The sequence below is a fragment of the Bradyrhizobium genosp. SA-4 str. CB756 genome (genome assembly GCF_000473125.1).
GTDB lineage: Bacteria > Pseudomonadota > Alphaproteobacteria > Rhizobiales > Xanthobacteraceae > Bradyrhizobium > Bradyrhizobium arachidis.
In genome coordinates this window covers 5,563,931-5,586,224 of sequence record NZ_KI421499.1, presented here as the reverse complement: position 1 = coordinate 5,586,224, position 22,294 = coordinate 5,563,931, and the positions used below count along the sequence as shown (strand labels likewise).

At 64.7% G+C, this 22,294-nt stretch carries 21 protein-coding genes; 17 read left to right on the top strand and 4 right to left on the bottom strand.

Annotated features, from left to right (window positions below; translation table 11 throughout):
* Positions 1–111: 111 nt before the first annotated feature.
* The 6 genes from BRAGE_RS0127195 to BRAGE_RS0127170 all read left to right on the top strand — a co-directional run bounded on the left by BRAGE_RS0127195 (position 112) and on the right by BRAGE_RS0127170 (position 7,484).
* Positions 112–735 (top strand): flavin reductase family protein, encoded by a 624-nt coding sequence (locus BRAGE_RS0127195; RefSeq protein ID WP_027564298.1) that lies wholly within the window; start codon positions 112–114, stop codon positions 733–735.
* 298 nt (positions 736–1,033) lie between these two features.
* Positions 1,034–3,301: an acyl-CoA dehydrogenase gene (locus tag BRAGE_RS0127190; protein WP_027564299.1), complete on the top strand. Its 2,268-nt coding sequence runs from the start codon at positions 1,034–1,036 to the stop codon at positions 3,299–3,301.
* Complete coding sequence (locus BRAGE_RS0127185) at positions 3,301–4,584, top strand: acetyl-CoA C-acetyltransferase (protein WP_027564300.1); 1,284 nt, start codon at positions 3,301–3,303, stop codon at positions 4,582–4,584. Before BRAGE_RS0127190 ends, BRAGE_RS0127185 begins: the two co-directional genes overlap by 1 nt.
* Positions 4,585–4,586: 2 nt before the next feature.
* Complete coding sequence (locus BRAGE_RS0127180) at positions 4,587–6,683, top strand: 3-hydroxyacyl-CoA dehydrogenase NAD-binding domain-containing protein (protein WP_027564301.1); 2,097 nt, start codon at positions 4,587–4,589, stop codon at positions 6,681–6,683.
* Between the two features lie 7 nt (positions 6,684–6,690).
* The gene (locus BRAGE_RS0127175) at positions 6,691–7,101 is read left to right on the top strand and encodes an acyl-CoA thioesterase (protein ID WP_027564302.1); all 411 of its coding nucleotides are present in this window, start codon (positions 6,691–6,693) and stop codon (positions 7,099–7,101) included.
* Between the two features lie 191 nt (positions 7,102–7,292).
* On the top strand, positions 7,293–7,484 hold the full coding sequence (locus BRAGE_RS0127170; RefSeq protein WP_024341426.1) for a hypothetical protein: 192 nt from the start codon (positions 7,293–7,295) through the stop codon (positions 7,482–7,484).
* 144 nt (positions 7,485–7,628) lie between these two features.
* On the opposite strand, the gene BRAGE_RS0127165 is transcribed toward BRAGE_RS0127170, so the two are convergent.
* Together BRAGE_RS0127165 and BRAGE_RS0127160 are read right to left on the bottom strand one after the other, a co-directional pair.
* The gene (locus BRAGE_RS0127165) at positions 7,629–8,021 is read right to left on the bottom strand and encodes a nuclear transport factor 2 family protein (protein WP_027564303.1); all 393 of its coding nucleotides are present in this window, start codon (positions 8,019–8,021) and stop codon (positions 7,629–7,631) included.
* A gap of 371 nt (positions 8,022–8,392) precedes the next feature.
* A complete protein-coding gene (locus BRAGE_RS0127160; protein ID WP_027564304.1) occupies positions 8,393–8,845 on the bottom strand; it encodes a nuclear transport factor 2 family protein in 453 nt (150 codons plus the stop codon).
* Between the two features lie 154 nt (positions 8,846–8,999).
* Between BRAGE_RS0127160 and BRAGE_RS0127155 the strand changes: the two genes are divergently transcribed.
* Complete coding sequence (locus BRAGE_RS0127155; RefSeq protein ID WP_027564305.1) at positions 9,000–9,686, top strand: HAD family hydrolase; 687 nt, start codon at positions 9,000–9,002, stop codon at positions 9,684–9,686.
* Between the two features lie 103 nt (positions 9,687–9,789).
* Positions 9,790–10,635 carry a DeoR/GlpR family DNA-binding transcription regulator gene (locus BRAGE_RS0127150; RefSeq protein ID WP_027564306.1) on the top strand — a complete coding sequence of 282 codons (846 nt, stop codon included), beginning with the start codon at positions 9,790–9,792 and terminating at the stop codon, positions 10,633–10,635.
* Positions 10,636–10,639: 4 nt separating this feature from the next.
* On the opposite strand, the gene BRAGE_RS0127145 is transcribed toward BRAGE_RS0127150, so the two are convergent.
* Positions 10,640–11,062, bottom strand: a complete 423-nt coding sequence (locus BRAGE_RS0127145) for a type II toxin-antitoxin system VapC family toxin (protein ID WP_027564307.1) — start codon at positions 11,060–11,062, stop codon at positions 10,640–10,642.
* The gene (locus BRAGE_RS0127140; RefSeq protein ID WP_027564308.1) at positions 11,059–11,343 is read right to left on the bottom strand and encodes a type II toxin-antitoxin system Phd/YefM family antitoxin; all 285 of its coding nucleotides are present in this window, start codon (positions 11,341–11,343) and stop codon (positions 11,059–11,061) included. Before BRAGE_RS0127140 ends, BRAGE_RS0127145 begins: the two co-directional genes overlap by 4 nt.
* Positions 11,344–11,574: 231 nt before the next feature.
* Here BRAGE_RS0127140 and glpD point away from each other — a divergent pair, with 231 nt between their 5' ends.
* From glpD to BRAGE_RS0127095, 9 genes are all read left to right on the top strand, one after another.
* Positions 11,575–13,125, top strand: a complete 1,551-nt coding sequence (glpD, locus tag BRAGE_RS0127135; RefSeq protein WP_027564309.1) for a glycerol-3-phosphate dehydrogenase — start codon at positions 11,575–11,577, stop codon at positions 13,123–13,125.
* The gene (locus BRAGE_RS0127130) at positions 13,122–14,201 is read left to right on the top strand and encodes an ABC transporter ATP-binding protein (RefSeq protein WP_027564310.1); all 1,080 of its coding nucleotides are present in this window, start codon (positions 13,122–13,124) and stop codon (positions 14,199–14,201) included. The genes glpD and BRAGE_RS0127130 overlap by 4 nt, the downstream gene beginning before the upstream one ends.
* An 11-nt stretch (positions 14,202–14,212) precedes the next feature.
* Positions 14,213–15,298, top strand: coding sequence for an ABC transporter ATP-binding protein (locus BRAGE_RS0127125; RefSeq protein WP_027564311.1), 1,086 nt, complete (start codon positions 14,213–14,215; stop codon positions 15,296–15,298).
* The gene (locus BRAGE_RS0127120) at positions 15,298–16,272 is read left to right on the top strand and encodes a carbohydrate ABC transporter permease (RefSeq protein ID WP_027564312.1); all 975 of its coding nucleotides are present in this window, start codon (positions 15,298–15,300) and stop codon (positions 16,270–16,272) included. Before BRAGE_RS0127125 ends, BRAGE_RS0127120 begins: the two co-directional genes overlap by 1 nt.
* Positions 16,272–17,078 (top strand): carbohydrate ABC transporter permease, encoded by an 807-nt coding sequence (locus BRAGE_RS0127115; protein WP_027564313.1) that lies wholly within the window; start codon positions 16,272–16,274, stop codon positions 17,076–17,078. Before BRAGE_RS0127120 ends, BRAGE_RS0127115 begins: the two co-directional genes overlap by 1 nt.
* 10 nt (positions 17,079–17,088) lie before the next feature.
* Complete coding sequence (locus BRAGE_RS0127110; RefSeq protein ID WP_027564314.1) at positions 17,089–17,418, top strand: DUF2160 domain-containing protein; 330 nt, start codon at positions 17,089–17,091, stop codon at positions 17,416–17,418.
* Positions 17,419–17,547: 129 nt separating this feature from the next.
* Entirely contained in the window at positions 17,548–19,290 is a 1,743-nt protein-coding gene (locus tag BRAGE_RS0127105; RefSeq protein ID WP_027564315.1) for an ABC transporter substrate-binding protein, read from the top strand.
* 422 nt (positions 19,291–19,712) lie between these two features.
* Positions 19,713–21,179, top strand: a complete 1,467-nt coding sequence (locus BRAGE_RS0127100) for an FAD-binding oxidoreductase (protein ID WP_035730092.1) — start codon at positions 19,713–19,715, stop codon at positions 21,177–21,179.
* Positions 21,180–21,192: 13 nt separating this feature from the next.
* On the top strand, positions 21,193–22,278 hold the full coding sequence (locus BRAGE_RS0127095) for an ABC transporter substrate-binding protein (protein ID WP_027564316.1): 1,086 nt from the start codon (positions 21,193–21,195) through the stop codon (positions 22,276–22,278).
* Positions 22,279–22,294 lie beyond the last annotated feature (16 nt).

The following is a 22,294-nucleotide window of genomic DNA, read 5'->3' as shown; positions in this document are numbered from 1 at the left end:
TGAGTTGACCGTCATTCCGGGGCGATGCGAAGCATCGAACCCGGAATCTCGAGATTCCGGGTTCGGTCCTGCGGACCGCCCCGGAATGACGGAAAACGGAGAAACAGCGGCGTGACCGATAAAGACCTTTACTTCTACGAGCCCTCCAAGGGCCACGGCCTCAAGCACGATCCCTTCAATGCCATCATCGCGCCGCGGCCGATCGGCTGGATCTCCTCGCGCGACACCAAGGGCCACGTCAACCTCGCGCCCTACAGCTTCTTCAACGCCTTCTGTTACGTGCCGCCGATCATCGGCTTCTCCTCCACCAACTGGAAGGACTCGGTCGAGAACATCCAGCAGACCGGCGAGTTCGTCTGGAATCTCGCCACGATGGATCTCGCCAAGCACATGAATGCAACCGCCGCGCATGTCGCCCCCGAGGTCGACGAGTTCGAGATCGCGGGGCTGACCGCCGTGCCCGGCAAGCTCGTCAACGTGCCGCGCGTCGGCGAGAGCCCGGTCGCCTTCGAGTGCAAGGTGTCCGACATCGTCCGCCTCAAGGGCGCCGACGGCAAGGAGGCCGACGCCTGGCTGACGCTGGGTGAGGTCGTCGCCGTCCACATCGACAAGGCCATGATCAAGGACGGCGTCTACCAGACCGCCGCCGCCCGCCCCATCGTCCGCGCCGGCCGCCGTGGCGATTATTTCGAAATCAAGCCGGAAAACATGTTCGAGATGATCCGGCCGGATTAGGCCGGCCGGACTTTCTCCACCGTCATTCCGGGGCGCGCCGCGAGGCGCGAGCCCGGAATCCATACTCCCGATCGTGGTTATGGATTCAGGGCTCACGCTTCGCGTGCCCCGGAATGACGCGGGGAGACATCTAGCCCCATTCCCCCTCCCGGAACTGCCTCCACGCCCCGGCCGTTATGGTCCCCGGGGCGGCCGCCCGGCCGCGTCAATTCGCGTCTTTTTGCAGGCGAAGTGTTCACGCACCCCGGCCACTTTCCGCTAAAATGCCTGATAACCGCGCCGATCCATGAGGTCCGCCATGAGCTTCCGCCGCGACAACATCACAAAGCCGATCTTCTCCTGGGCGCGCGGCGTGCTGCCGGCGATGTCCGACACCGAGCGCGAGGCGCTGGAGGCCGGTGACGTCTGGTGGGACGCCGACCTCTTCACCGGCAATCCCGACTGGACCAAGCTCCTGAAGGTGCCGCCGGCGCGGCTCACCGACGAGGAGCAGGCCTTTCTCAACGGGCCTGTAGACGAGCTCTGCGCCATGCTCGACGAGTGGAAGATCTTCTGGGAATGGCGCGACCTGCCGCCGGATGTCTGGCACTTCGTCAAGCGCGAGAAATTCTTCGGCATGATCATTCCGAAGGAGTTTGGCGGCCTCGGCTTTTCGCCCTACGCGCATTCGGAAGTGGTGCGCAAGATCTCGACCCGTTCGATCGCAGCGGCGGTCACCGTGATGGTGCCGAACTCGCTCGGCCCCGGCGAACTCCTGATGCGCTTCGGCACCAAGGAGCAGCAGGAGCGCTGGCTGCCGCGGCTTGCCGACGGTCGCGACATTCCCTGCTTCGGCCTCACCAGCCCTGAGGCCGGCTCAGATGCCGCCTCGATGATCGACACCGGCATCATCTGCAAGGGCAACTTTGAAGGCCGCGAGGTCACAGGCCTCCGCCTCAACTGGCACAAGCGCTACATCACGCTCGGCCCCGTGGCGACACTCCTTGGCCTCGCCTTCAAGGCCTACGATCCCGACCATCTAGTGGGCCAGCAGGAAGAGCTCGGCATCACCGTCGCGCTCATCCCGACCAACCTGCCCGGTGTCGAGATCGGCCATCGCCATCTGCCGTCGATGCAGGTGTTCCAGAACGGCCCGAACCGGGGCCGCGACGTCTTCATCCCGCTCGATTACGTCATCGGCGGCAAGGAGCGCCTCGGGCAGGGCTGGAAGATGCTGATGACGGCGCTCGCCGCCGGCCGCGGCATCTCGCTGCCGTCGCTCTCCGCTGCGGGCGCCGCCTATGCCGCGCGCACCACCGGTGCCTATGCCCGCATCCGCGAGCAGTTCGGCATCTCCATCTCCAAATTCGAGGGCGTCGAGGAGCCGCTCGCGCGCATCGTTGCGACCGCCTACCAGCTCGATGCAGCACGGCGGCTGACCTGCGCAGCGCTCAACGCCGGCGTTCATCCCGCCGTGATCTCCGGCATCATGAAACTGCATGCGACCGAGCGGATGCGGACCGCGGTCGACGATGCCATGGATATCCATGGCGGCAAGGCGGTGATCGACGGCCCGCAAAACTATATCGGCAATCTGCATCGCGCCGTGCCGGTCGGCATCACCGTCGAGGGCGCCAATATCCTCACCCGCAATCTCATCGTGTTCGGGCAGGGCGCGATCCGCGCGCATCCCTATCTGCTCGACGAGATGAACGCGCTGGCCGACACCGATCGCGAGCGCGGGCTCACCGCCTTCGACACTGCGTTCTGGAAACACGTCGGCCATAGCTTCCGGACACTGTTCCGTGCCTTCGGCCAGAGCTGGACCTTCGGCGCCTTCGCGATGGCACCGGATGCGGGCGATGCCACGCCGTTCTATCGCCAGCTCTCGCGCTACTCCGCGGCGTTCGCGCTCTGCGCCGACATGGCGTTACTGACGCTCGGCGGCGCGCTCAAGCGCAAGGAGATGCTGTCGGCGCGCTTCGGCGACATTCTCTCCGAGCTGTACCTGCTCTCGGCCGCGCTCAAGCGATGGCAGGACGAGGGCCGGCAGAAGGAGGATTTTGCCGCGCTGGAATGGTGCATGGCGACCGGCTTCAAGACGATCGAGAACCGGCTGGCCGAAATCCTCGCCAACCTGCCCAACCGCTTCGTTGCCGGCTTCCTCAAGCTCGTGGTCCAGCCATTCGGCGCCCGCGTGCTCGGTCCGTCCGACCGTGTCGTGCATCAATGCGCTGGCATCGTGCTGGAGCCGTCGGCCGCGCGCGAGCGCCTCACGCCGGATCTCGCCCATGTCGACGACGACAGCGGCTTTGCCCGGCTGGAGCGCGCGTTCAAATTGGTCGCGAGCACCGATGCGATCGCCAAGCGCATGCGCGCTGCGCATATCCGCGACTGGAAAGACGCCATCGCCAAAGGCGTGATCACGCAGGCCGAAGGCGAGCAGCTCGCGGCCGCTCACGAAGCCGTCACAAAAGTCATCGAGGTCGACGATTTTGCGCCGGAGGCGCTATCGCCGATTTACAAGAAATCCGGCGACGTGCATCAGTTCTTCCAGGAACTCGGTGAACAGAGGGCGGCGAGCTGATGGCACGACCGGTTTTCATCGTCGACGGCAGCCGGACGCCGTTTCTGAAAGCACGTTCCGGGCCGGGGCCGTTCACGCCGGTCGATCTTGCCGTGCAATGCGGCCGGCCGCTGCTGGCGCGCCAGCCGTTTTCGCCTGACGATTTCGACCAGGTCATCCTCGGCTGCGTCAACGTGATCGCCGACGAGATGAACCCAGCCCGTGTCGCCGCGCTCCGGCTCGGCATGGGCGAGGACATGGTCGCCTTCACGGTGCAGATCAATTGCGGCTCTGGCATGCAGTCGATCGACACCGCCTATCGCTACATCCGCGAGGGCCATGCCGACATGATTTTGGCGGGAGGCACCGAGGCGCTGAGCCACGCGCCGCTGGTCTGGCCCAATTCCGGTGTGCGCTGGTTCGCCGGCCTTGCCACCGCCAAGGGCATGGCCGCCAAGCTCGCTGCCGCGTTCAGGCTGCGGCCGCGCTATCTCAAGCCGATCATCGGCCTCGAGCGCGGGCTGACTGATCCAGTCACCGACCTCAACATGGGCCAGACCGCCGAAGTCGTCGGCCATCTCTTCGGCATCACCCGCGCCCAGTCGGACGCCTATGCGGCCGAGAGCCACCGCCGGCTCGCCCACGCGCAGGCCAAAGGATATCTGAAGGGCGAGGTCGAGACCGCGTTCTCCCGCGACGGCAAATTCTTCGATCATGACGACGGCGTGCGCCCGGACTCGACGGCCGAGACGCTCTCAAAGCTGAGGCCGGTGTTCGAGCGTCCGTGGGGCCAGGTCACGGCCGGCAATTCCTCGCAGATCACCGACGGCGCGTCCTGGGTGATCCTTGCTTCCGATGCGGCGGTGGCAAAACACGGACTGACGCCGAAGGCTGCGATCGTCGACAGCCACTGGGCCGCGCTCGATCCCAGCATCATGGGGCTCGGACCCGTGATGTCGGCAACGCCGCTGCTTCAGCGCAACGACCTCACCATCAAGGACGTCGAGACCTGGGAGTTGAACGAGGCCTTTGCCACGCAGGTGCTCGGCTGCCTCGCCGCCTGGAACGACGACAAGTTCTGCCGCGAGATCCTCGGCCTCGACGGCGCGGCCGGCGAGATCGACCGCGAAAGGCTCAATGTCGACGGCGGCGCGATCTCGCTCGGTCATCCCGTCGGCACCTCCGGCAATCGCATCGTGCTGCATCTCGTCAATGCAATGAAGCGGCTCGGCACGCGGCGTGGGGTCGCCACCGAATGCATCGGCGGCGGGCTCGGCGGCGCCATGCTGATCGAGGCGGTGTGACCATGGATTCAAAGATCATGACCGCGCTCGGCGACCGCGTGCTGGAGCTCGGACCGCAGCCCGCTTCGGACGGCCGGTACAAGCACTTCAAGCTGACCCGCGATGCCGACGGCGTTGCCTGGCTGCTGTTCGACCGCGCTGACGCAAGCGCTAACACGCTCTCGTCCGACGTGATGGAGGAGTTCGACGCCGTGCTCGCGGCAATCGAGACCGAGCGTCCGGCCGGTCTCGTGATCCGCTCGGCAAAATCGTCCGGCTTCATTGCCGGCGCCGACGTCAACGAATTCCGCGGCGCCAGCGATGCCGAGATGGTGGAGACACGCATCCGCGCCGCGCATGCGGTGGTGGATCATCTGGATGCGCTCAAGCTGCCGACGGTCGCGGTCATCCACGGCTTCTGCCTCGGCGGCGGGCTCGAGGTTGCGCTCGCCTGTCAGTCGCGCATCGCCATCGACGGCGCGCGCTTCGGCTTCCCGGAGGTGATGCTGGGCCTGCATCCCGGCCTCGGCGGCACCGCGCGTTTCACGGCGCTGGTCAACCCGACGCAGTCGATGGCCTTGATGCTTACGGGGCGCACCATCGATGCGCGCCGCGCCAAGTCGCTCGGCCTCGTCGACACCGTGACGCAGGAGCGCCACGTCCGGGGCGCCGTGAAGGACGCGCTGTTCGGCCGCCTGAAGCGGGCGCGTCCGGGTCTCCTCACACGCGCGGCCAATTTCGGGCCCGTGCGTGGGTTGCTGGCCAAGCGCATGCGCTCGGAGGCAGCGAAGGCTGCATCGCGCGAGCACTATCCGGCGCCTTACGCGCTGATCGATCTGTGGGAGACGCATGGCGGCAGCAAGGCCGCGATGCTGAAGGCCGAGCAGGCCTCCTTCGCCAAATTGATGGTGACGCCGACCGCGCAAAATTTGATCCGCGTCTTCTTCCTGCGCGAGCAAATGAAGAAGGCCGCCGGCACCGGCAACACCATCAAGCACGTCCACGTCATCGGCGCCGGCGCCATGGGCGGCGACATCGCGGCCTGGTGTGCGGGACAGGGACTGCGCGTCTCGCTCGCCGACATGAAGGCCGAGCCGATCGCCGGCGCGGTGAAGCGCGCCGCCGAGCTCTACGGCAAGATCATCCGCAGACCGACCGAGGTGCGCGACGCACTCGATCGACTGATCCCCGACATGGACGGCGAGGGCGTGCGTAACGCCGATCTCATCATCGAGGCGGTGCCGGAAAAGCTCGAGCTGAAGCAGAAGGTCTATGCCGGCCTCGAGCCGCGGATGAAACCGGGCGCGATCCTTGCGACCAACACCTCCAGCATTCCGCTTCAGGATCTGCGCACCACGCTGGCGCGGCCGGAGCGCCTCGTTGGCCTGCATTTCTTCAACCCGGTGTCGCGGCTGCAGCTTGTCGAGGTCGTCAGCCACGACGGCAATGAGTCGCAGGTGCTAAAGGAAGCGCTCGCCTTCGTCGGTGCCATCGATCGGCTGCCGCTGCCCGTGAAGAGCTCGCCCGGCTTCCTCGTCAACCGCGCGCTGACGCCCTACATGCTGGAAGCGATGGTGATGCTGGACGAGAAGATCGACCAGCGCCTGATCGATGCTGCGGCCGAGCAGTTCGGCATGCCGATGGGACCGATCGAGCTCGCCGATCAGGTCGGCCTCGATATCTGCCTCGATGTCGGCGACATGCTGCGCGCCAAGTTCGGCGACCTCTTGCCGCCGACGCCGGCCTGGCTGCGCGAGAAGGTCACCAAGGGTGAGCTCGGCCGCAAGTCCGGCAAGGGTTTTTACACCTGGAAGGACGGCAAGGCCGAGAGGGCGCCGCTGCCTGAGACCGGTCCGCGCGTCACCGACCAGATGATCGACCGTCTGGTGCTGCCGATGTCCAATGTCTGCATTGCGGCCCTTCGCGAAGGCATCGTCGATGACCCTGATGCGGTCGACGGCGCGATGATCTTCGGGACCGGCTATGCGCCGTTCCGCGGCGGTCCGCTGAACTATGCGCGCACGCGCGGCGCGGAAAATATTGTATCCACGCTGCGCGCGCTGGCCGAACGGTTCGGCGGACGCTTCGCGCCCGATCCGGGCTGGGATCATTTCAAGTGAGAGCCACATGACCGAGAAGTCCGATACCGCCCCGCGCGGCGATCTCTGCATCCGCACGCTGGCGATGCCCGCCGACACCAATGCGAACGGCGACATCTTCGGTGGCTGGCTGCTCAGCCAGATGGACGTCGGCGGCGGCGTGTTCGCATCAAAGGTCGCGAAGTCGCGTACGGTGACGGTCGCGATCGAGGCGATGAATTTTCGCAAGGCCGTCTACGTTGGCGATCTCGTCTCGGTCTATGCCAATCTCGTGCGGGTCGGCCGCACGTCGATGACCGTGCATCTCGAAGCCTGGGCGCTGCGCCGCGGCGAGGAGCATCCGTTCCTCGTCACCGACGGCAACTTCACTTATGTCTCGATCGACGAGCACGGCCGTCCGCAGGAGGTGCGCTCCACGGACACGTCGATCGCGACGTAAGCGCGCGCGGCGGATGATCGCGCGGCGTCGCGTCCGCATCCGTCGCGGCTTCGCCAAGAACAAGTCACAAAACGGATGAGGTCTCGGCGTACTCAATTGCGTGTCGATTCGGGGTGGAAAACGGCCTCAGATGCCCAGGAACCTTTGGGCCTGGATGCCGTTATCTGCGCGCACTGAGGACCTCACGGACCATGCCGGACAGCTACATCATCGAAGTTAATTCGCAGACCGCAGGTATCGTCGTTCGTTCCCAAGGAGGCTATTGCTTCTTCGCCTCGTCGCACCGCTTCAACCGTCTCGAAGGCCAGCTCTTTCGCAACGCCCGCGAAGCCGAGCGCGCTGCGCGCAAGCTGGTTAACGGCGATGTGAAGGAGGCGGCGTAAGCGTCGCACCTGTTATTCCGGGGCGCGCTTAGCGCGAACCCGGAATCTATCGTGCTGCAGAAATTGCCGACCAATGGATTCTCAGATGCGCAATTGCGCATTATCGCCCGCGGCTGTCGGCGCGTCCCGGAATGACGGCGTCGATCACAACTTCGTCGCGGAGCGTGACAACAGCTTCCAATCGTCGCCCTGCTTCTGCCAGTTCATCAGGATATGAAGGCTGTTTGCCACTTTCTGTCCGCCGGTCATCATCTCGGCCAGCCAGTGGAAGCGCACAATCGCGGCGGAGCCGACGATCTTGATGGTCGGATCCTTGTACGTAATCGACAGGAACTCCGTCTTGCCGTCAGTGGCGTTGGCGACGAAGGCCGCCCTGTCCTCGAGGAAGCCGTTGGAATGGCTGTAGCTCAGATCATCCGCGCATAGTGCGCTGAGCGCTTTCGGGTCGGCCGCGATCTGGGCGAGACGGAATGCCTCGACGTTTCTTGCCACCGCCTCGTGGTCCGTCGTGGCGGCATGATCGCGATTCAGTGTCATCGTGTCCTCCGTTCTTGATCTTGCGCCCACTGTTGCAGCCGCACTTGATTTTGTCGAGCGTCAGGTCGCAATACGGCGCATTGCGCTAGGTGGCGCGAATTCTGACGCGCAAAGTGTGGTCGGAATTTTATGCAGCCCTCAGTGCTGCTGTCTTCTTCCTTCTCCGCTTGTGGGAGAAGGTGGCGTAGGCCGCCTTCGGCGGCCGTTGCTAAGAGAACGCCGAAGCAAAGCTTCGGCTATGGCGCCGGATGAGGTGTTGGCTCGGCAAACTCACAAGTGAGACATTCGCTCGCGGAGAGAGACCTCTCACCCGTCTCGCCGCCTTGCGGCGAGCCACCCTCTCCCGCAGGGGGAGAGGGTAAGAGCGGGCATCACAACTTCGTTGCGGCCCGCGACAGCAGCTTCCACTCGTCGCCCTGCTTCTGCCAGTTCATCAGGATGTGAAGGTTGGTCGGCACTTTCTTCCCATCGGCCGCCATCTCCTGTTCCGCGACCCAGTGGAAGCGCACGATCGCGGCGGGGCCGATCACCTTGATGGTCGGGTCCTTGTATTCGATCGAAAGGAATTTCGACTTGCCGTCGGTGGCGTTGGCGATGAAGGTCGCCTTGTCCTCGACCTTGCCGCTGGAATGGCTGTAGCTGAGATCGTCCCAGCACAGCGCGCCGAGCGCCTTCGGGTCGGCCGCGATCTGGGCGAGGCGGAAGGCCTCGACCTTCTTCGCCACGGCTTCCTCGTCCGCCGATGCGGCAAGCGCAGGTGATGTGAGCGCGAGCGCCGAGACGGCAAGAGTCGAGAGAGCCAGATCGCGTCGGTTGATCGTCATCGTTTCCTCCTTTTTGATCTTGCACGGAGTGTTGCAGCCGCGCGCGACTTTGTCGAGTGCCGCATTGTCGTCATGTGGATGCGTCATTGCGCGATCGAGGCCGTATTGATACGTCTCGCGCATCGATGCGTCGCGCATTTTGGAAAGTACGGAAATGATCGAGGCCAGACAGGGTACGACGGGCAGGGCATTGCTGTTCGACATCGACGGCACGCTCGCCGACACCGACCCGTTGCATTTGAAGGCCTTCAACCAGGTGCTTGGTCCGCACGGCCATGTCTTTGACCACGCGCGCTTCTCCAGGGAGCTGCAAGGTTTCGCCAATGTCGCGATCCGCGAGCGCTTTCTGCCCCACGAAGCGCCGGAGCGGCGCGCCTTGATCCTCGACGAGAAGGAGGAGGTCTTCCGCACGCTGGTGGCCGGGCAGATCGCGCCGCTGCCGGGCCTGATGGCGCTGCTTGACCGGGCTGATGGCGCCGGCATTCCCATGGTCGCCGTGACCAACGCGCCGCGTCTCAACGCCGAGCTGCTGCTGTCAGGCCTCGGCATCGCGCACCGCTTCAAGGCGCTCGTGATCGGCGCCGAGCTGCCGCACGGCAAGCCGCATCCGCTGCCCTATCAGGAAGGTCTGCGTTTCGTCGGGGCGAGGCCGGAGACCTCGGTCGCATTCGAGGACTCCCGCACCGGCGTGCAATCCGCCACAGCGGCCGGCATTCCGACCATCGGCATCCGCACCAGCCTCAGCCATGCTGACCTGGTTGCATCAGGCGCGGTCGCGTCCGCCAGTGCCTTCGACGATCCGCAGCTGCTCGCGCATCTGGCCAGCGCCATGACTTGGTAAGAAATGGCGTGGTGACGGCCATCCGTTAACCGTGATCGGCGCGCACATTGACCGAAGCCGCGAACCGCCGCACCATGCATCCTCCTGATTTGAGGCCGTTGCCGTGACCGGACTGACCCACCGCCAAGCCGAAATCCTCAACATCGCGCGCGCTTCCGGCCGTGTCATGGTCGAGGAGCTCGCGCGCAGGTTCGAGGTTTCGGCACAGACCATCCGCAAGGATCTCAACGATCTCTGCGAGCGGAGATCGCTGACCCGCATCCATGGCGGCGCCATCATCGCCTCCGGCGTGGAAAACCTCGCCTACGAGGCGCGCCGCTTCGTGGCCGCCGATGAGAAGAAGGCCATTGGCGCCGCGGCCGCGTCGCTGATCCCGAACGGCTGCTCGCTGTTCATCAACATCGGCACCACGACGGAGGAGGTCGCGAGCGCCCTGACCTCGCACGAGGATCTTCTCGTCATCACCAACAACCTCAACGTCGCCATGCTGCTCTACCGCCATCCCCGCATCGAGGTGGTGGTGGCCGGCGGCACGGTGCGCCGCGCCGACGGCGCGGTGGTCGGCTCGACCGCGACGCAGCTGATCGGCCAGTTCAAGGTCGACTATGCCATCATCGGGGCCTCCGCGATCGACGAGGAGGGCGCGCTGCTCGACTTCGACTATCGCGAGGTGCAGGTCGCGCAGGCCATCATCGCCAACGCCCGCAGTGTCATGCTGGTTGCCGATTCCACAAAGCTCCGCCGCAGCGCGCCGGTGCGCATCGCCCATATGACCCAGATACAGACCTTTGTGACGGATCAGGAGCTCCCCGAGCGCCTCGCCACCATCTGCCACAGCAAGGGCATCGAAGTGGTGGAGGCGATGCCGAAGGGGGCGGATATCGACGACACCCAGGCCGATGCGCAGGACGCGGCGCCTGAAGCGGCACCGGTGGTGCGGCTGAGATAGGGTGTTAGGCGTCCCACGGGTTGAGCAGCGACAGGCCGAACGGTGCAAAATCCTTCACATTGCGCGTGACGAGCGTGAGGCTGTTCGCGAGCGCGGTTGCGGCAAAGAAGCCGTCCATGACAGACAATACGACGCCACTTCTGCGGCTCTGCGCCATCAGGTCGCCCCAGCGTTCCGCCACCGCGTGGTCGATCGGCAGGACGCGTTCGGCAAACCGCGCCGGTAGATCATGAGTCAGCCAGGCGGCTAACGCTGTGCGCCGACGGCCGTCCTCCAGCGACGCCACGCCGCGGCGAAGCTCGGCGATCGAGGCAACACTGATGAAAGTGCGATCCTCATCGATCGTATCAAGCCACGCCAGAACTTTCGGCGAAGGCGCAGGCCGCCGAACCTCGGACAGTACGTTGGTGTCGAGCAGCAGGTTCACGGCATTTCGTCGCGTGGCGTGTCGTGCACGCGATCGAGCTCAAGGTCTGCGCCACGCAGCGGCGACGCCAGCAGGAATTCGGCGAGCGTACCTTTGCGAGCGACCTTGCGCGCCCATTCCTCGGCGGAAACGACGACCGCATTGGGTTTGCCGTGGCGGGTGATGACCTGCGGGCCGGTTTGGGCGCGATCGATTACCTCGGACAGCCGTGCCTTGGCATTGGCGAGCGTCCAAGTGTCATCAGTCGGAAGCGTGGCAGGTGCAGGGTTGCTATCGACCATGGAGTGGAAACCAATATGACTATTATGACTATAATTCTGCGTTGATGACCTTTCAAGGGCGCGCTTGCTTCAAATTGCCCCCTCCGAGCTGCTTCATTTCTCGGCTTCTTGCCCATCAAAAAAGTTCCTCTTTCACTTCCTTTCGTCTCTCTTTCATCTTGCTTTCGTTTTTCGGTGTGATCTAATCAAAAACGAAAGTAGCCGCTCGAAGGAACGGGCGGTCGCCGGGGGATGCGTCTGTTGGAGCGTATTTTCGACCTCGCCATCATTGGAGGCGGTGTTAACGGCTGCGGCATCGCGCGCGACGCGGTGGGCCGCGGCAACACGGTTTTCCTGTGTGAAATGAACGATCTGGCGAGCGGGACCTCGTCCTGGTCGACCAAGCTGGTGCATGGCGGCCTGCGCTATCTCGAATATTACGAGTTTCGGCTCGTCCGCGAAGCGCTGATCGAGCGCGAGATCCTCTGGGGCATCGCGCCCCACATCATCCGTCCCTTACGTTTCGTTTTGCCGCATCACGCCGGCCTGCGCCCGGCCTGGCTGCTGCGCCTCGGCCTCTTCCTTTATGATCACATCGGCGGCCGCCATCTGCTGCCGGCGACCCGCTCGGTCGATCTCAAGCGTGACGAGGTCGGCAAACCGCTGATCCCGAACCGCTACAGCCGCGCCTTCGAATATTCCGACTGCTTCGTCGATGACGCCCGCCTCGTCGTGCTCAACGCGCGCGATGCCGCCGACAAGGGCGCCGAGATCCGCACCCGCACCCGCGCCACCGAGATCCGCCAGTCCGATGGCATCTGGACCGTCAGCATGGTCAACACGCTGACCGGTGCACGTTCGTCGATTCGGGCGAAGGCCCTGATCAATGCCGGCGGTCCCTGGGTCGAGGACGTGCTCGGCCGCGGCGCCGGCGTCAATGCGAAAGCCAAGGTGCGCCTGGTGCAGGGCTCGCATATCGTGGTCAAGAAGCTCTACGACCACGACCGTGCCTACATGTTCCAGAACGCCGACGGCCGCATCATCTTCGTGATCCCCTATCAGGACGATTTTACGCTGATAGGCACCACCGATCGCGACTATGACGGCGATCCTGCCAAGGTGAAGGCGACGCCCGAGGAGATTCAGTATCTCTGCACGGCGGCGAGCGAGTATCTGGCGAAACCCGTCACGCCCGATGACGTGGTCTGGACCTATTCCGGTGTGCGACCGCTCTATGACGACGGCGCCAACGAGGCCAAGGCCGCGACGCGCGACTACGTGTTCGAGCTCGACACCCCCGGCGGCGTGCCGCTGCTGTCGATCTATGGCGGCAAGATCACCACCTATCGGCGCCTCGCCGAAGAGGCGCTGGAGCGGCTCGCGCCCTATCTTCGCAGTGCGAAAGCGCGCGAGGGCTGGACCGGCAAATGGCCGCTGCCCGGCGGGGATATGGGTGTGTCCGATGTCGACGGCCTGATCGCCGAGCTTCAGCGTGGCTATCCCTTCCTCAGCCATGAGCATGCACGTCGCCTTGCGCGCGCCTACGGCACCAGGGCGATCAAGCTGCTCGGCGATGCCAAATCGGCCGCGGATCTCGGCCAGGCCTTCGGTGCGACACTGACCGAGCGCGAGGTGCGCTACCTCATGGCCAATGAATGGGCGGTCACCGCCGAGGATATCGTCTGGCGCCGCTCCAAGCTCGGCCTGCGACTAAGTGCCGACGAGATCGCGACACTTGAAGACTGGATCAGGACCCACGCTGTGCAGCAAAGTCCACTGCTGGAAGCAGGAGGACGTTCATGAGCGTGACACTCGATCACGTGACCAGGACCGTCGACGGCATCGCGCACATCCGCGACGTCTCGCTGACGCTCGAAAGCGGCACGCTGAATGTGCTGCTCGGACCGACGCTGTCGGGCAAGACCTCGATCATGCGGCTGCTCGCCGGCCTCGACAAGCCGAGCACGGGCAGGGTGCTGGTTGGTGGCAAGGACGTCACCGGCGCCGACGTGCGCCAGCGTTCCGTCGCGATGGTCTATCAGCAATTCATCAACTACCCCTCGCTGACGGTCTACGAGAACATCGCATCGCCCTTGCGCGTGCAGGGCAAGCCGCGCGGGGAGATCGAAAAGCGGGTGGCGGAGGCGGCAAAGCTGCTGCGGCTCGAGCCGTTCCTGAAGCGCACGCCGCTCCAGCTCTCAGGCGGCCAGCAGCAGCGCACCGCGATCGCGCGGGCGCTGGTGAAGGGCGCCGATCTCGTGCTGCTCGACGAGCCGCTCGCCAATCTCGACTACAAGCTCCGCGAAGAGCTGCGTGCCGAGCTGCCGCGCATTTTCGAGGCCTCGGGCGCGATCTTCGTCTATGCCACCACCGAGCCGACCGAGGCGCTGCTGCTCGGCGGCAACACGGTGTGCATGTGGGAGGGCCAGGCGCTGCAGATGGGCGAGACCGCCAATGTCTACCGCCGGCCGCAGACCCTGCGCGTCGCACAGGTGTTTTCGGATCCGCCGCTCAATCTGGTCGGCATCGAGAAGAGGAACGGTTCTGTGCAATATGCCGGCGGCGGCACGGCCTCGCCGGCCTCGGGCCTCTATTCCTCGCTCTCCGACGGCACCTATCGCGTCGGCTTCCGCGCCCATCAGCTCGGGCTTGCCAACGGCGAGGCCGATCGCCATGCCTTCCATGCCACTGTCACGGTGACCGAGATCACCGGTTCGGAGAGTTTCGTGCATCTGACCCGCGACGGATCGAACTGGGTGGCGGTGCTGCACGGCGTGCATGAGTTCGAGCCCGGCCAGACCATCGATGCTGTGCTTGATCCGAATGATGTCTTTGTCTTCGATGCTGCCGACCGATTGGTCGCAGCGCCGAGCTCGTAGGGGGATGCGCGATGGCTCGCATTGACCTCGTCGATCTCGCCCATTCCTACGGCGGCAATGATGCGCCACAGGAAAGCTTTGCGCTGAAGCCGGTGACCATGACCTGGCGGCAGGGCGGCGCCTATGCGCTGCTTGGGCCGTCCGGCTGCGGCAAGACCACGCTGCTCAACGTGATCTCCGGCATCATCACGCCCTCGCGCGGCAAGATCCTGTTCGACGGCAAGGACATCACGCCGCTGTCGACGCAGAAGCGCAACATCGCCCAGGTGTTCCAGTTTCCGGTGATCTACGACACCATGACGGTGGGGCAGAACCTCGCGTTTCCGCTCAAGAACCGCGGCGTTCCGAAGGCCGAGATCGACAAGCGCGTCGCCGAGATCGGCCGCCTGCTCGACCTCGAGCCCTATCTGAACCGCAAAGCCACGCGGCTCACGGCCGACGCCAAGCAGAAGATCTCACTCGGCCGCGGCCTCGTCCGCTCCGACGTTGCCGCCGTGCTGTTCGACGAGCCGCTGACGGTGATCGATCCCGAGCTGAAATGGCAGCTGCGCTCCAAGCTGAAGGCGCTGCATCGCGAGCTCGACCTCACGATGATCTACGTTACCCATGACCAGACCGAGGCGCTCACCTTCGCCGACACCGTCGTCGTCATGCATGACGGCCGGGTGGTGCAGAGCGGCACGCCGGCCGAGCTGTTCGACAAGCCGGCGCACACCTTCGTCGGCTACTTCATCGGCTCGCCCGGCATGAACATCCTGCCGGCGGAGGTGAGGGGACGCGAGGCCAGGGTCGACGGCCATGTCATCGCGCTCAACCGCGCTTACGACAATCTATCGGCAGGCGCCAAGATCGAGATCGGCGTGCGCCCCGAATTCGTCGAGGCCGTCACGCCCGCGCCCGGCCTGCTCAGCGCGAAGGTCGAACGCATCGACGATCTCGGTCGCATCCGCTTTGCGCGTGTGCGTGTTGGCGACGCCAAGCTCGCGGCGCGCGCGCCGGCGGGCTTCACGCCATCCGACGGCACGGCCGGGCTGAAATTCGATCCGTCGCATGTCCACGTCTATGCCGACAGCCTTCTGGTTGAGGGAACCGCCTGATGGACAAGACCGTCAACCAAAAAGCCTGGTTCCTGGTGCTGCCGGTGTTCCTGGTGGTCGCCTTCTCGGCGGTGCTGCCGCTGATGACGGTGGTGAACTATTCGATGCAGGATACCTTCGGCAACAACCAGTTCTTCTGGAACGGTGTCGGCTGGTTCAAGGAGCTGCTCGACCCCTCGACTGATCTCGGCGGCCGCTTTCTCGCTTCCCTCGGGCGAAACCTGTTCTTCTCGATGGTGATCCTCGCGATCGAGGTGCCGCTCGGAATCGTCGTCGCGCTGTCGATGCCGCGCCAGGGCTGGACCGTCGCGGCCTGCCTCATCATCCTGGCGCTGCCGCTCTTGATTCCGTGGAACGTGGTCGGCACGATCTGGCAGATCTTCGGCCGGCCCGACATCGGCCTGCTCGGCTACGTGCTGAATGCCATGGGCATCGACTACAACTACGTCTCCAACGAGGTCGACGCCTGGGTCACCGTCATCGTGATGGACGTCTGGCACTGGACCAGCCTTGTCGCGCTGCTCTGCTATGCCGGCCTGAAATCGATCCCGGATGCCTATTACCAGGCGGCCCAGATCGACGGCGCCTCGCGCTGGGCGGTGTTCAAGGCGATCCAGCTGCCGAAGATGAACCGCGTGCTGCTGATCGCGGTGCTGCTGCGCTTCATGGACAGCTTCATGATCTACACCGAGCCGTTCGTCGTCACCGGCGGCGGACCCGGCAATTCCACCACCTTCGTGTCGATCGAGCTGGTCAAGATCGCGCTCGGCCAGTTCGACCTCGGCAAGGCCGCCGCGCTGTCGCTGGTCTACAATCTGATCATCCTGATCGTGTGCTGGATCTTCTACACCGTCATGACCAATGCCGGCGTCGAACGAAAGGTCCAGGCGGAGAGCGAACCGGCGCTGGAGCCCAAGCCTGCGGCCGCGCTCAAGCCCGTGCCCGCGCTCAAGCCAAAGGAAGGAGTGGCCTGATGCATTCGATTCCCGGCCGCCGCCTCATCATGGGGCTGTTCCTGGTCTTCCTGCTGCTGCCGATCTACTGGCTCATCAACATGAGCTTCAAGACCAACAGCGAGATCGTCTCTACGATGACGCTGTGGCCGCACACGCCGACCTTGCAGCACTACAAGCGCATCTTCACCGACGAGAGCTGGTATTCCGGCTATATCAACTCGCTGGAATACGTCGTCCTCAACACCATCATCTCGATCTCGGTGGCGCTGCCGGCGGCTTACGCCTTCTCGCGCTATCGCTTCCTCGGCGACAAGCATTTGTTCTTCTGGCTGCTGTCGAACCGCATGGCGCCGGCGGCGGTCTATGCGCTGCCGTTCTTCAATCTCTATTCGGCGATCGGCCTGTTCGATACGCCCTGGGCGGTTGCGCTCGCGCACTGCATCTTCAACGTTCCGCTCGCGGTGTGGATCCTCGAGGGCTTCGTCTCGGGCGTGCCGCGCGAGATCGACGAGACCGCCTTCCTCGACGGCTATTCCTTCCCGCGCTTCTTCATCAAGATCCTGGTGCCGCTGATTGCTAGCGGCATCGGCGTCGCCGCCTTCTTCTGCTTCATGTTCTCCTGGGTCGAGCTGCTGCTCGCGCGCACGCTGACCTCGGTGCACGCAAAGCCGATCGCCGCGATCATGACGCGCACGGTGTCGGCCGCCGGCATGGACTGGGGCTTGCTTGCGGCGGCCGGCGTGCTCACCATCATTCCGGGCGCGCTCGTGATCTGGTTTGTCCGCAATTACATCGCGAGCGGTTTCGCGCTCGGCCGCGTCTGAGGAGGCATCAATGGAATCCATCGCATGGATGGCCTGGACGCTGCCGACGGCGATCTTCTTCGCCGCACTCGCATGCACGCTCGCGGTCATGACTTACCTTGCCGCGGTCTATCCCGAAGCCGAGCGCGTCGGCGTGCTGCGCATCCCGACCACGCGCGGCGATCGCCTGTTCATCTCGCTGATATCGGCGGCCGTCATCCACCTCTTGTGGATCGGCCTCGTCGGTACCGACGCGATCGCGACGCTGCCGATCGGCGAGGATGGCTTTGAGATTTCGAGCCTCTGGCTCGCAAGTGGAATTTCGCTGGCCACGGCCGTGCTCATTTTCCGCACGGTCTGACGCTCGCGAAGGGACGGCCAGATCCGGGGGCAACCGGGTCTGTATAAAAGTTTGTCGCTGCAACGGAGGAACAACATGCGACAGTTTAGGAGAAGGAAAGGTCCATTGACCAAGAGCAGCTTTCTGACCATGTCCAGCGCCGCCGCCATCGTCGCGGTGTCGTTCGCCGTCTCGGCGCCGGTGCGCGCCGCCGACGATGCCGCGATCCAGAAGTGGATCGCGGAATTCCAGCCCTCGACGCTGTCGAAGGAAGACCAGAAGAAGGAGCTGGAGTGGTTCGCGAAGGCGGCCGAACCGTTCAAGGGCATGGAGATCAACGTCGTCTCCGAGACCATTACCACCCACGAATACGAATCGCAGACGCTCGCCAAGGCGTTCTCCGAGCTCACCGGCATCAAGCTCAAGCACGACATCATTCAAGAAGGTGACGTCGTCGAGAAGCTGCAGACCCAGATGCAGTCGGGCAAGAACGTCTATGACGGCTGGATCAACGACTCCGACCTGATCGGCACGCACTTCCGTTACGGCCAGACCATCGCGCTGTCGGACTACATGACCGGCGAGGGCAAGGACGTCACCGACCCGATGCTCGACGTCAACGACTTCATCGGCAAGTCGTTCGGCACCGCGCCGGACGGCAAGCTCTATCAGCTGCCCGACCAGCAGTTCGCCAACCTCTACTGGTTCCGCTACGACTGGTTCACCAACCCCGACTACAAGGCCAAGTTCAAGGCCAAGTATGGCTACGAGCTCGGCGTGCCCGTGAACTGGTCGGCCTATGAGGACATCGCCGAGTTCTTCACCAACGACATCAAGGAGATCAACGGCGTCAAGGTCTACGGCCATATGGACTATGGCAAGAAGGATCCCTCGCTCGGCTGGCGTTTCACCGACGCCTGGCTGTCGATGGCCGGTAACGGCGACAAGGGCATCCCGAACGGCCTGCCGGTCGACGAATGGGGCATCCGCATGGAAGGCTGCCGTCCGGTCGGCTCGTCGGTCGAGCGCGGCGGCGACACCAACGGTCCGGCTGCGGTCTACTCGATCACCAAGTACCTCGAATGGATGAAGAAGTATGCCCCGCCGCAGGCGCAGGGCATGACCTTCTCCGAGTCGGGTCCGGTGCCGGCGCAGGGCAACATCGCCCAGCAGATGTTCTGGTACACCGCCTTCACCGCCGACATGGTGAAGCCCGGCATCGCCGTGATGAACGCGGACGGTACGCCGAAATGGCGTATGGCCCCGTCGCCGCACGGCTCGTACTGGAAGGAAGGCATGAAGCTCGGCTACCAGGACGCCGGCTCGCTCACGCTGTTGAAGTCGACTCCGGCTGACCGCCGCAAGGCGGCCTGGCTCTATCTCCAGTTCATCGTCTCGAAGACGGTGTCGCTGAAGAAGAGCCATGTCGGTCTCACCTTCATCCGTGAATCCGACATCTGGGACAAGTCGTTCACCGAGCGTGCGCCGAAGCTCGGCGGCCTGATCGAGTTCTACCGCTCGCCCGCGCGCGTGCAGTGGACCCCGACCGGCAACAACGTGCCTGACTATCCGAAGCTCGCGCAGCTCTGGTGGCAGAATATCGGCGATGCGTCGTCCGGTACGAAGACGCCGCAGCAGGCCATGGACGCTCTCGCGGCGGCCCAGGACTCCGTGATGGAGCGCCTGGAGAAGTCCGGCGTGCAGGGCGCCTGCGGTCCGAAGCTGCACAAGAAGGAGACGGCCGAGTACTGGTTCGCCAAGGCCCAGAAGGACGGCACGATCGCGCCGCAGCGCAAGCTCGCCAACGAGAAGCCGAAGGGCGAGACGGTCGACTACGACACGCTGATCAAGTCGTGGCCGGCGCAGCCCCCGAAGCGGGCGGAAGCGAAGTGACGTCGTAGACGTCGTCATGGCCGGGCTTGACCCGGCCATCCATCAAACACGAAAGGCCGGGAGCAATCTCGGCCTTTTTTCTTTTTGCGTTGTGTCGGACGCCGCCTCCCCGCGTCATTTGCAATGACGAGTCTGTGGCAGGTGTTTCCACATTCTCGGTGTCATCGTCCGACTTGATCGGGCGATCCAGTATTCCAGAGACGGGAGCGGGCCACGGAGAGGCCGCGGCGTACTGGATTCCACGCCTTCGCGGGGAATGCCAGCGGAGGTGTGGCGCGTCGCCGCGACGCAGCCGGACGCCCCCGCTTGACTCCCTGTCACATCGAATTCATGATCAGCATAATGCGATTGAAGTAATTGCATTGCGATTACTTATGCAGAACCCGTTTGGGCCAGCGTCGGCCCGTTCCGGAGGCCGGTAGATGGCATTGATCGAGGCGTTCAGGCAGTTGCTGGGCGACACGGCCGTGCTGACGCGCGAGGAGGATCTCGCTGCTGTCACCGAGGATTGGCGCGGCCGGTTTCGCGCGCCGGCGCTCTGCGCGGTGCTGCCCTCGACGACGGAGCAGGTCGCGGCGATCGTCCGTCTCTGCGTCGCGCATGAAACGCCGGTGCTGCCGCAGGGCGGCAACACCAGCCTGTGCGGCGGTGCGACGCCGTCGGGGCAGGGCAAGCCACCGGTCATCGTCGCGTTGACGCGCATGCGCCGAATCCGTTCGCTCGATCCCGTTAACAACACCATGGTGGTCGATGCCGGCTGCGTGCTGGCGACCATCCAGGAGAGCGCCGCTGCCGCCGGCCGGCTCTATCCGGTCAGCCTCGGCGCCGAAGGCTCGTGCCAGATCGGCGGCAACATCGGCACCAATGCCGGCGGCACCGGCGTGCTCCGCTACGGCAACACGCGCGACAACGTGCTCGGGCTCGAGGTCGTGCTGCCGGACGGCTCGATCTGGGATGGGCTCTACGCGCTGCGCAAGAACAACACCGGCTACGACCTCAAGCATCTTTTCATCGGTTCAGAGGGGACGCTCGGCATCATCACCGGCGCGGTGCTGAAACTGCATCCGCTGCCGACGGCGGAGGCTGTTGCCTGGCTCGCGGTCGACAGTCCGCAAGCAGCGCTCAAGGTGCTCGGCCTGTTCCAGGCCGCCTGCAATTCACGGCTCTCCGCGTTCGAGCTGATGAATGCGAAGCAGATTGAGCTGGTGCTGGAGCAGGTCCCGGGCCGACGCTGTCCGGTCGCAGAGATCAACACCTGGCACGTCCTCGTCGAACTCTCCGATACCGGCGATGCCGCAGTGCTCGCCGCGACGATGCAGACGGTGCTCGAACAGGCGTTAGAGGCCGGGCTCGTCAGCGACGGCGTCGTCGCATCGAGCGAGGCGCAGCGCAAGGCGATGTGGCTGGTGCGTCACAGCGTGTCGGAAGCCAACAAGAAGGCCGGCGTCGGCCTGACGTCGGACACCGCGGTGCCGGTCTCGACCGTGCCTGATTTCATCGACCAGGCCATGGCGGCCGTGCGTGCGATCGTGCCGGGTCTGCCGTTCATCATCGTCGGCCATATGGGCGACGGCAACATCCACCTCATCCCCTTCTTCAGCTTCGCCGAATGGGACGCGCTGCCGGATCGCGACGCCGTTGCACAGCGGATCCGCCGCGCCATGAACGACGTCGCAAGCTCGCTGCGCGGTACGTTCAGCGCCGAGCACGGCGTCGGCCGCACCCTGACCGGCGAGATGACCCGCTACAAGCCGCCGGTCGAGCTCGCCTTGATGCGGGCGGTGAAACAGGCGTTCGACCCATCGGGTCTGTTCAATCCCGGCCGCGTTCTGCCGCCGTCATCGGCGACTGAGGCGGCCGCCGCTTCGCCGACCAATGCAACATCGTAGAGAGGGGACTGACATGACCAACGCACCGAAGATCATCACTTCCCGCCGTCGCCTGCTGCTGGGCGCAGGGGCTGGCGCCGTCGCGCTCGCCGCGCCCTCCGTCTGGTCGCCGTCCCGCGCCGCCGGCAAGCGCATCGTCGTGCGCGACGACGGCGGCATCTACACCAAGGCCTATGGCGCCGTGTACTACCGGCCCTTCACCGAGGCGACCGGGATCGAGGTCGTCGGCGTGCAGGCCAATGCCGAGCCTGTCGCGCAGATCAAGACCATGGTCGACACCAAGAACTACACCTGGGACATGGCCAAGATTTCCTGGCCCGCGATCCAGATCCTGACCACCGGCGCCAAGCAATATCTGGAGAAGCACGGCCTCGAAGCCGAGCCCGTCATCAAGTCGATCCCGGCCGAATACGCATCGCCCTACGGCGTTGCCACCAACGTCTACACCACCGTGCTGGCCTATCGCACGGACGCCTTCAAGGGCCGCAAGGCGCCGCAGTCCTGGGCCGATTTCTGGAACGTGGCGGATTTCCCCGGACGCCGTTCGGTGCGCAAGCATCCGTTCGACACGATCGAGGAAGCGCTGATGGGCGCGGGCGCGCCGACCGCGCAGGTCTATCCCTGCGATCTCGACAAGGCCTTTGCCTCGCTCGACAAGATCAAGTCGCAGGTCGCGGTGTGGTGGACCAGCGGCGCGCAGGTCGAGCAGATGCTGACCTCCGGCGAGATCGACATGCTTCCGACCTGGGTGTCGCGCGCGCAGTCCGCGCAGGCGGCCGGTGCGCCCGTCGAGATTGTCTGGAACCAGGGCATCTGGGGTGCCGACAATTGGTCGATCCTCGCCGGCACGCCGAACGCCGATGCCTGCCGCGAGTTCATCAAGTTCGCCTCCGATCCGAAGCGGCAGGCGGCGCTCGTCGAATATTTCCCGGCCGGCCTGACGCAGCCGGAGGCCTTCAACTACGTCAAGCCCGAGGTCGCAAAGAACTGTCCGACCTATCCTGACAACATCAAGGCCGGGCTGAAGATCGACGCGAAGTTCTGGTACGACAACCAGGCCGCCGTCATCGAGCGCTTCAACAGCTGGATCCTGGCTTGACCGGCAAGGGAGGCGC

Coding starts and splice junctions, on each gene's coding strand:
- BRAGE_RS0127120 (WP_027564312.1), top strand. CDS start 15,298: ATGGACAAGACCGTCAACCAAAAAGCCTGGTTCCTGGTGCTGCCGGTG.
- BRAGE_RS0127165 (WP_027564303.1), bottom strand. CDS start 8,021: ATGACACTGAATCGCGATCATGCCGCCACGACGGACCACGAGGCGGTG.
- BRAGE_RS0127160 (WP_027564304.1), bottom strand. CDS start 8,845: ATGACGATCAACCGACGCGATCTGGCTCTCTCGACTCTTGCCGTCTCG.
- BRAGE_RS0127100 (WP_035730092.1), top strand. CDS start 19,713: ATGGCATTGATCGAGGCGTTCAGGCAGTTGCTGGGCGACACGGCCGTG.
- BRAGE_RS0127190 (WP_027564299.1), top strand. CDS start 1,034: ATGAGCTTCCGCCGCGACAACATCACAAAGCCGATCTTCTCCTGGGCG.
- BRAGE_RS0127105 (WP_027564315.1), top strand. CDS start 17,548: ATGTCCAGCGCCGCCGCCATCGTCGCGGTGTCGTTCGCCGTCTCGGCG.
- BRAGE_RS0127155 (WP_027564305.1), top strand. CDS start 9,000: ATGATCGAGGCCAGACAGGGTACGACGGGCAGGGCATTGCTGTTCGAC.
- BRAGE_RS0127095 (WP_027564316.1), top strand. CDS start 21,193: ATGACCAACGCACCGAAGATCATCACTTCCCGCCGTCGCCTGCTGCTG.
- BRAGE_RS0127175 (WP_027564302.1), top strand. CDS start 6,691: ATGACCGAGAAGTCCGATACCGCCCCGCGCGGCGATCTCTGCATCCGC.
- BRAGE_RS0127115 (WP_027564313.1), top strand. CDS start 16,272: ATGCATTCGATTCCCGGCCGCCGCCTCATCATGGGGCTGTTCCTGGTC.
- BRAGE_RS0127130 (WP_027564310.1), top strand. CDS start 13,122: ATGAGCGTGACACTCGATCACGTGACCAGGACCGTCGACGGCATCGCG.
- BRAGE_RS0127185 (WP_027564300.1), top strand. CDS start 3,301: ATGGCACGACCGGTTTTCATCGTCGACGGCAGCCGGACGCCGTTTCTG.
- BRAGE_RS0127125 (WP_027564311.1), top strand. CDS start 14,213: ATGGCTCGCATTGACCTCGTCGATCTCGCCCATTCCTACGGCGGCAAT.
- BRAGE_RS0127180 (WP_027564301.1), top strand. CDS start 4,587: ATGGATTCAAAGATCATGACCGCGCTCGGCGACCGCGTGCTGGAGCTC.
- BRAGE_RS0127170 (WP_024341426.1), top strand. CDS start 7,293: ATGCCGGACAGCTACATCATCGAAGTTAATTCGCAGACCGCAGGTATC.
- BRAGE_RS0127110 (WP_027564314.1), top strand. CDS start 17,089: ATGGAATCCATCGCATGGATGGCCTGGACGCTGCCGACGGCGATCTTC.
- glpD (WP_027564309.1), top strand. CDS start 11,575: ATGCGTCTGTTGGAGCGTATTTTCGACCTCGCCATCATTGGAGGCGGT.
- BRAGE_RS0127140 (WP_027564308.1), bottom strand. CDS start 11,343: ATGGTCGATAGCAACCCTGCACCTGCCACGCTTCCGACTGATGACACT.